The organism is Nonomuraea mesophila, assembly GCF_004352805.1.
Lineage (GTDB): Bacteria > Actinomycetota > Actinomycetes > Streptosporangiales > Streptosporangiaceae > Nonomuraea > Nonomuraea longispora.
In genome coordinates this window covers 106,597-114,787 of sequence record NZ_SMLD01000011.1, presented here as the reverse complement: position 1 = coordinate 114,787, position 8,191 = coordinate 106,597, and the positions used below count along the sequence as shown (strand labels likewise).

The window sequence follows — 8,191 nt, the reverse complement described above, 5'->3', positions numbered from 1 at the left end:
CCCCCACCGGCCCCACCCCGGGAGCTGCTTCGGGGCCCGGCCCAGGGTCCGATGCCGGACCTGTCACGGGCCCCAGCGCGGGACCCACATCCGTCTCCCCCACGGGACCCGCTGCCGGTCCCATACCGGGGGCTGCTTCCGGCCCTCACCCGGGACCCAATGCCGGACCTGTCGCGGGTTCCGCACCCGGCTTTCCCACGGCACCCGCTGCCGGCCCCGCCCCGGGACCTGCTGCGGAACCCATGCCGGGATCCGGCCCTGGACCCATGCCGGGATCCGGCGCGGGACCTGTCCCAGGGCCCAACGCCGGACCTGATGCGGGGCCCGGCGCGGCGCCCGACGGGGGAGCCATGCCGGGATCTTACGGGGGACCTGCGCCGGTGGGCCCGGGGCCGCACGCTGCGGGGCCCCCGGCACACCCTGCCGCCCACGGGGAGCCGACGCCGCACGCGCCGGGCGGCCCCTGGTCCCCCGCGAGGGAGGATCCGGCACCGCAGACCTGGGGACCCGCCCCGCAGGCGGCCACCCCGCACGACACCGGGCACGACCCCGGGCACGACGGCGGGCCCAACGGCGGGCCCGACGCGGAGCAGACCTCGACATACTCCTGGTTCGTCCCGGAAGGAGACTCGGTGCCGCACACGTTGGGCGAGCCGAACCCGGACCAGCGGCGTTAGGGCGGAGCCGGCGGTCAGCGCAGCGGGCGCTCCAGCCCGGCGCGGTTCACGGCGACCCAGTCGTGGCAGGCGCGGATCCGGGCCACCACCCCGTCGTCGCGCAGCCTGATCGCGTGCGGCATCCCGGCGGCCGCGTCCGTCTCGATGCCGCGTGCGCAGCGGTCCTGCCACCACAGGACGGTCTCCACCACGCCGTCCCGCTCACGCAGCCCGTACGCGTCGCAGATCAGCCGGATGCGCCTGCCGGCGTCGACGGCTCCCGGGCCGAGGCCGAGGTACTGCCAGCAGACGTGCGCCACGTCGTGGATCCGCCGTCCCGGCGCCGCGATGTCCCAGTCGATGAACGCCACCGGCCGCAGGCCCGCACCCTCGTCGCGGTAGACGGTGTTCTTCGGTGACAGGTCGTTGTGGCAGACGACCTCGCCGTCGCCGGCCAGGGGTGTGCCCGCGGTCAGGTCGTGGAAGGCGCGTACGAGCTGCGCCACCCGCGCGAGGCTCTCGTCGGAGGTGACGCCGTCGGGCTGGACGTCCTCCCAGGCCACGTGGCCGTCCACGTAGGAGAGGATCTCGCGGCCGTGCTCGTCCGTGCCCAGGAACCTCGGCGCGCCCGGCCATCCGCCGCGCTCCAGCAGGAGCAGCAGGTCGTGCACGTACGCGGCCCGTCGCGCGGGCGGACGGCGGACGGTGTCGCCGACTCGGACGACGGCGTTCACGAAGCCGCCGGGAAGCTGTGTCTCGTGCATGCCTTCCAGCCTGCCCGACCCCGGAGGCGCCGTGACACCTTTTCAGGGACACCCTGATATCAGGAGAAGCTCAAGCCTTCGAGCATCTCTTGCTACTTCTGGCGCCGGGCGTTATTTTCATGGACTCCATTGTTATTCACGAGGCACCCCCTCCGGCCAAGGAGCCGTACCACCATGGTGAAACGCATCCTCGCCCTGATCGTCCTCCTGTGCGCGCCCTTAGCCGTCGCGCCCGCCCACGCCTCGGCCGCAGCCGGCGGCGACAGGGGCACCGTCACCTACGCCCGGACCAGCGCCGCATTCGTCAACCCCGAGCGCGGCCTCTACCACCACAGCGGAGACTGCGACAAGGACGACTTCTCCGTGGAGACCCTGCGCGGCTACCGCGCCGACGACCACATCTCGCTGGTCATGTGCGTGTTCTACCTGGCGGAGTTCAAGGACGGCCCGATCAGCCCGGCCGCGCTGGCACAGTTGCACCAGCAGCTCGGCACCGTACGCCAGGCGGGGCTCAAGGCGATCCTGCGCTTCGCCTACACCACCTCCACCGACGGTGACGACGCCCCCAAGGAGCGCGTGCTCGCCCACCTCGACCAGCTCGCCCCCTACCTGCGCGCGAACGAGGACGTCATCTACCTCATGCAGGCCGGCTTCGTCGGAGCCTGGGGCGAGTGGTACTACACGCGCAACTTCGGCGACCAGGGCGTGGTGACCGACGCCGACTGGGCCAAGAGGAAGGCCGTGGTCGACAAGATCCTCGCCGTGCTGCCGTCGACGCGGATGGCGCAGCTGCGTACGCCCCTGTTCAAGCGCACGATGTACTCCGCCGGCCCGCTGCCCCCCGGCCAGGCCCATGACGGTTCGGCACCGGCGCGGCTGGGCCACCACAACGACTGTTTCCTGGCCAGTCCGGACGACTACGGCACGTACGCGGACCCGGCGGTCGAATATCCGTACCTGCGGGCCGAGACCGCGTTCGTGGCGATGGGCGGCGAGACCTGCAATCCCAACCCGCCGCGCTCCGACTGCCCCACGGCCAAGGAGGAACTGGCCGGCTTCCACTACTCGTACCTGAACACCGACTACCACCCCGGCGTGCTCGGCGGCTGGGCGGCCGGCGGCTGCCTCGACGAGATCTCCCGCCGCCTCGGCTACCGCTTCGCCCTGCGGAGCGGCGCGTACCCGGACCGGGCGGCCCGCGGCGGCGTGCTCCCCGTCGCCTTCACCGTGCGGAACGACGGTTACGCCTCTCCCGTCAACCCCCGCGACGCGGCCCTGGTCCTGCGCGACACCGCGACCTCGGCCGTGCACCGCTTCCCCCTCGCCACCGACCCGCGTACGTGGCAGGCGGGCGAGACGACCACGATCAGGGAGCGGATCCGCCTGCCCGGGTCGCTTCCCCGTGGCCGGTACGAGCTGCTGCTCGACCTGCCCGACCCGAAGCTGCCCGGCCGCGCGGAATACTCGATCCGGCTCGCCAACGAGGGCACCTGGGAGCCCGGCACCGGCCTGAACGCGCTCCTGCACACCGTGACCGTGACCTGAGCTTCCCGCCGTGACCGGCCGCGGGCCCCGCTCAGGGGTTCGCGGCGGCCAGGGCGCCGGCGACCGTGAGGCTGTCCTCGTAGATGTGGTAGCGGGTGATCAGACCGTCCTCGACGGTGAGGTGCAGCGCGAACGGCGACCTGTAGGCCGTGCCTGCCCGCGGGGTCTGCGCGATCTCCCCGAGCACCACGGCGTCCGTCCCGTCGACCAGGATCCGGTCGACGGACGTGCCGTTCAGCTCGGGCACGTGGTGAGCCTCCAGCGCGCGGAAATGCTCGGCCACGTCGGCCCTGCTCGACCGGGGCCGGATCCAGGGCGCCTCCGGGCGTCCTTCCTCGGGCCAGCTGAGCCGCCAGTCGATGTGCTCGGCGAACAGGCCCGCCGCACCGTCGTGGTCGCCCTCCGCGATGCGCTTCAGCAGTTCCGCCACGGTGTCGCGGGTGTCCTTCGTCTCGTACGTCATGCCGCACAGCATGCCCGGAACCGTGTGCGCCGGTCGATTACCCGGCAGGTACGGGGTTGAGGAACCGGCGGACAGCCGTTGTCGATGAGAATGATCATGGAGTGGTGGAAGATTGGAACGCTCGCTTTTGTAACAGGTTGGTCGCTGTGGGTTGATTGCGGGTGGGCTGGGCCTACTTTGCTGGCATGCCTGCGGAATTCCTGTCTGCTGAGCAGAGAGCGGTCTACGCGTCGCTCGCCGAGATGCCGTCGCTGTCGGATCTGGAGAAGTTCTTCTTCCTGGACGACTTCGACCGGAATGTGATCGCCCAGTCGAGGGCCGATTCTCATCGGTTGGGTGTTGCCGTCCAGATCGGGACGGTCCGGTACAAGGGGTTGTTTCTGGAGGATCCGCTGGCGGTGCCGTGGCCGGTGGTGGACTACCTGGCGAGCAGTTGGGGATTGGTGATGCGTCGCAGGTCAAGAAGTACGCCGTTCGTGCGCAGACAGCCTATGACCATGCGTGGGTGATCCGGGACGCCTAGGCTTCCACACCTTCGATGACCGGGACAGTTGAAGCGGGCGGCAGCTGACGCGCCAGTTTCGGACGTTCCTGCATGGCCGGGCGTGGACGCATGCCGAGGGGCCGGCGGCGTTGTTCGAGCAGTCGGTGGCGTGGCTGCGGCGGCATCGGGTGCTGCTGCCAGGGGTGACCGTGCTGGAGCGGCTGGTGGGCAGCGTGCGGGAACGGGCCGATGTGCGCATGTACGCAACCAGCTGCGCGCCCAGGGAGTGCCGATCAAGGACGAGGACGTGGCCCGGCTGTCCCCGCTGGGCCACGCCCACCTCAACTGCCTGGGCCGTTATGCGATCGCTTCCTCGGCCCCGGACGAGGGCCTGCGGCCACTCGGAGCGGCGGCGCTGTCCCAGCACGCTTCTTCCGCCGTCGTGGACGAGGACGGCGTCTGAACCTGGAGTGATCTCGGCAAAGCGTTCGCCTTTGGTAGAGGCCGCTCAGCCAGGGCCAGCAGACAAATATCTGGGGATGGCCGCGAGACGATGGTTATCTTGGGTTCACAGCTTTTCCCGCAGGTCAGAGCAATATGATCTTGTAAGGCACGTCAGGCACGTTTGACTGCGCTGAAGGCATGTCGCATCCACGGCATGCGGTTCCGGGGGTCGGCACGGCACCGAAGAACAGGCATGAAACTGTGCGAGTGGCCCATCGGCGGTGGAGAGTGGTGTTCAGCTGCGCCGGGTGGCGTGGGCGGATGCGCCGCTTGGCGATCATCTCGGTGGTAGGGGAGACCCCACCCCGACAGGCATGCAGGCGTGACTGATCTTCAGTGAGATTCCCGAGACATTGGACACATGACAAAGTTGCTCGCTACTGCTGTCGCTGGTTCTCTTGCCGCCGGTTGCCTGGTCTTCGCCCCCGCGAATCCCGCCTACGCCGCCACCGCAGCTCCCTCGCCGCAGTCCCGCTTAGACGTGCTCACCACCGCAGACGGCATGGCGGGCGCGTTGAGCCAGGTGCGCAGTCCCGGCGGGGCGAGCGTGACCCGGCGCTCCGGTACCGCGCAGCGGGGAAGCGGGAAGCCGATGATCGGGCCCGAGGGCCGCTTCAGGATCGCCAGCGGGAGCAAGCCGATCATTGCCGCCACCGTACTGCGACTGGCCGATCAGAAGAAGATCGACCTGGTCGCGCCGGTGGAGCGTTATCTGCCCGGGGTGCTGCGCGGCACCAGCGACGGCGCTGACAACCCTAGATAACCTGTCAGGCATGTTGGTCGAAAGCCGCTTGCCTTGCATGCCTGACGCCTTCTCGGCACCCCAGATAACTTGGCTCGACGCCGCAGATCTTCCAGACTCCCCTCGTGCCGTACGCCGCCCGCAGGTCCTTGCGAACTCCGGCGACAATCTTGGTCAGGGTGCTCACCTGGCGACGACCTCTCAGATTCGCGGCTGGCCCCAGTTGCTCGATGTACCCGGGTCATTGCCCAGGCGAAGGAGCACGATCTGGTGACGACGTGGGGCCGCGCTCGGGTGTCTGGTCGTCGGCTGGCGCCACCGTGCCCCTGCCGGCCACCATCGCGACGATCACCTGGCCGGCTGCAGCGACGCACATCAGAATGATGGGTGCCTGCCAGCCGGAACTGACGGTGTGCAGCAGCCCGAAGATCACCGGTCCTGCGGCGGCCAGGAGGTAACCGATCGATTGCGCCATCGCTGACAACGCGCCCGCCACGGTTGCGTCCTGGGCGCGCAGGCTGAGGAAGGCCAAGGCGAGCACCAGGCACGCTCCGCCGCCCAGTCCGAGGACCACGCTCCACAGCAACGCCCAGCCCGGCGCCACCAAAAGTCCGAGGTAGCCGGCGAGCAAAACGACAGAGCTCACCGTCGCCACCGCGCGTTGGTCACGCGCCCACCGCAGCGTGGCGGGCACTGCCAGGCTGGTCAGCACCGCGACCGCCTGGAAGAGGAACAGCAGCCATCCCGCCCCAGCCGCGCTTACTCCGCTGTCCTGGAACACCTGAGGCAACCACGTGACGACGACATAGAAGCCCAGCGACTGCAGTCCCATGAACGCTGTGACCGCCCACGCCAGCGCCGATCCCCACGGCAACCGGTGACCGCGGATCGCCTCCGAGGCCGGCTGCGACGTCCGCACCTGCGGGAGCCACAGCACGACAGCTACTAGCGCGAGGACGATCCAGCAGCCTAACGCGGTGGACCAACCGCCAGGGGCGACCTGGCTGATCGGCACCGCCACCCCGGAAGCCACCGCGGCGACAGCGCCCATCACCGTGGCGTAGGCGCTGGTCAGCAGTCCCACTCTGGTAGGAAAATCGCGTTTGATCAGGCTCGGCAGCAGCACGTTGCCCACGGCGATTCCCGCCCCGATCAGTACGGTTCCCGCGAACAGCCCGATGGTCGCCGGGACCCACCGGACCGCGATCCCGAGCGTCAGCACCACGAGCGCGGTCCAGAGGAGCCGCTCGGGTCCCCACCGCGCTGCCAGCCGCGGAACCACTGGAGATATCACCGCGAAGGCCAGCAAGGGCAGCGTGCTCAGCAGACCGGCCACGGCCGGAGCCAACTGCAGATCGGCCTGCACGCGATCCAGCAACGGCCCCACACCGGTCAGGCTCGGCCGGAGGTTCGCCGCCACCACCAGCAACCCCCACACCAGTAGCGCTCGGCCGGAACGCCCCGCCGACCGCTGTGGATTCGGTGAGGACAGATTGAAACGCTCCTTCGACATGGTGTCGACCTCTCATGCATAATACGGAATAAGGAATCCGGATTCCGCCGTTGAAGTCTAGACAGAGGATCGTTTGGAATGTCAACTCCGCAGAGCCGCCGCAAGACGCGTACCGACGCCGAGCGCAATCGAGATCGTGTCCTGCAGGCGGCTCGCGTGTTGTTTGCCGAGTTCGGTCACGACGTGCAGATGTCGGAGGTCGCACGGGCGGCGGGCGTCGGCATCGGGACCCTCTACCGCAAGTTCCCGACCCGGGAGGCCCTGATCGAGGCCATCGCCGAGCACCGGGCCTCCGAGATCGTCGCCACCGCCCGCCGGCTCACCGACGCTGACGATCCGACTCAAGGCTTGGCCGGGTTCCTGTACCACGTGGGCGAGGTGCTGGCGGGCGATCGTGGCATGTCCGAGGTGATCGAGAAGGTCATGGGCTCGGCCGAGCCGCAGGGAGAGGCCCGCGAGGCGCTGCTCGCCGTCGTCGCGGAGCTGATCGACCGGGCGCGGGTGCGCGGCACGGTCGGACAGGACGTGACGGCCGGGGACGTCAACATGGTCATCTGCGGCCTGGCGGCGGTCATCCGCAACGCTGCGGGCGATTGGCGGCGGTATATCGAGGTCACACTCGACGGTCTCCGTCCCCGCTGATCGGGCACCTTCCCTATCTGGGCGATGACCCCCTCTGACCTCAGGAGGCGCCCGCCCCGGGGTGGGCGATCGCGGTTACGAGACCCCGCCTACGCCCATCTCGACGGTCCTTACAGAGGCTTACCGTTCAATCCTGCGCGGATCCTCCCGTCCCCAGCAGCTCCGCCACAGCGACTTTCTGGATAGAGGTTTCTGGACGGTGTCACGCCTGGTCAGTAGAGTGTCCAGAAAGGGCAAACGCGGTGTCGCGCGGTCGGCATGGGAGGCGCTCCTGGCGCTGCCCAAGGTGGGCGACACCCTGAAGTTCTGGAAGTCCGACCGATGGGGCCGCTCGGCGGGGCACGTGCTGACCACCGTCCACGACCTCCGCGACCGCGGCATCACGGTGGTGTCGCTGACGGAGAACTTCGATCTGAGCAGCAAGGAAGGCCGGTTCATGTTCGCGGTCCTGGCCGCAGCCGCGGAATACGAACTGGAGCTGCGCGCCGAGCGTCAGGCCGAGGGGATCGCCGCCGCCAAGCGCCGCGAAGCCACCGGCGCCATGCTCCCCGGCAAGAAGAAGACCGGCCGGCCGCGCGTGATCGGCCCCGCCGAACTGGCCACACTACGCCGCTTGGTCGACGACGGCGCCTCGGTCACCGAAGCCGCACGCACCCTCAAAATCGGCCGCTCCACCGCCTACGCAGCACTCGCGCGCCGCTGACCAGCAACTATCCCACCCGCATCCCACTTCTGCTCTGGGGCGCCCCAGCAAGATCGTTCTCATCGATAACGGCCGTCCGCCGGTTCCTCCCCCCGTATTCTGCGGATGCTCACGACGACAAGAGCGTCGGCCTGGTTCAGGCGCCACTGGAGGTGTCCGTCGCGTTCGGCCCGCC

The 8,191-nt window shown here is 69.3% G+C and carries 9 protein-coding genes and 1 pseudogene; 7 read left to right on the top strand and 3 right to left on the bottom strand.

Annotated elements, in window-relative coordinates; all coding sequences use genetic code 11:
* The first annotated feature begins 350 nt into the window (after positions 1–350).
* Positions 351–677: a hypothetical protein gene (locus E1295_RS06935; protein WP_132628833.1), complete on the top strand. Its 327-nt coding sequence runs from the start codon at positions 351–353 to the stop codon at positions 675–677.
* A gap of 14 nt (positions 678–691) precedes the next feature.
* Here E1295_RS06935 and E1295_RS06930 read toward each other — a convergent pair whose 3' ends face one another.
* Entirely contained in the window at positions 692–1,420 is a 729-nt protein-coding gene (locus tag E1295_RS06930) for a phosphotransferase (RefSeq protein WP_132628832.1), read from the bottom strand.
* A gap of 174 nt (positions 1,421–1,594) precedes the next feature.
* Here E1295_RS06930 and E1295_RS06925 point away from each other — a divergent pair, with 174 nt between their 5' ends.
* The gene (locus E1295_RS06925; RefSeq protein WP_132628831.1) at positions 1,595–2,965 is read left to right on the top strand and encodes a DUF4832 domain-containing protein; all 1,371 of its coding nucleotides are present in this window, start codon (positions 1,595–1,597) and stop codon (positions 2,963–2,965) included.
* A 31-nt stretch (positions 2,966–2,996) separates the two neighbouring features.
* Here E1295_RS06925 and E1295_RS06920 read toward each other — a convergent pair whose 3' ends face one another.
* Complete coding sequence (locus E1295_RS06920; protein WP_132628830.1) at positions 2,997–3,428, bottom strand: nuclear transport factor 2 family protein; 432 nt, start codon at positions 3,426–3,428, stop codon at positions 2,997–2,999.
* Positions 3,429–3,613: 185 nt separating this feature from the next.
* Between E1295_RS06920 and E1295_RS52170 the strand changes: the two are divergent.
* From E1295_RS52170 to E1295_RS06905, 3 genes and pseudogenes are all read left to right on the top strand, one after another.
* Positions 3,614–4,175: pseudogene (locus tag E1295_RS52170) on the top strand (DUF4158 domain-containing protein); the annotation flags it as partial.
* A complete protein-coding gene (locus E1295_RS52365) occupies positions 4,082–4,375 on the top strand; it encodes a Tn3 family transposase (RefSeq protein ID WP_132628842.1) in 294 nt (97 codons plus the stop codon). The pseudogene E1295_RS52170 and the gene E1295_RS52365, both read left to right, overlap by 94 nt.
* A gap of 402 nt (positions 4,376–4,777) precedes the next feature.
* A complete protein-coding gene (locus E1295_RS06905) occupies positions 4,778–5,179 on the top strand; it encodes a serine hydrolase (protein WP_132628829.1) in 402 nt (133 codons plus the stop codon).
* Positions 5,180–5,399: 220 nt separating this feature from the next.
* On the opposite strand, the gene E1295_RS06900 is transcribed toward E1295_RS06905, so the two are convergent.
* Entirely contained in the window at positions 5,400–6,671 is a 1,272-nt protein-coding gene (locus tag E1295_RS06900) for a CynX/NimT family MFS transporter (RefSeq protein ID WP_132628828.1), read from the bottom strand.
* A gap of 78 nt (positions 6,672–6,749) precedes the next feature.
* Between E1295_RS06900 and E1295_RS06895 the strand changes: the two genes are divergently transcribed.
* Both E1295_RS06895 and E1295_RS06890 read left to right on the top strand, forming a co-directional pair.
* The gene (locus E1295_RS06895) at positions 6,750–7,313 is read left to right on the top strand and encodes a TetR/AcrR family transcriptional regulator (RefSeq protein ID WP_132628827.1); all 564 of its coding nucleotides are present in this window, start codon (positions 6,750–6,752) and stop codon (positions 7,311–7,313) included.
* A 199-nt stretch (positions 7,314–7,512) separates the two neighbouring features.
* Complete coding sequence (locus E1295_RS06890; RefSeq protein ID WP_132628826.1) at positions 7,513–8,016, top strand: recombinase family protein; 504 nt, start codon at positions 7,513–7,515, stop codon at positions 8,014–8,016.
* The last annotated feature ends 175 nt before the right edge of the window (positions 8,017–8,191 follow it).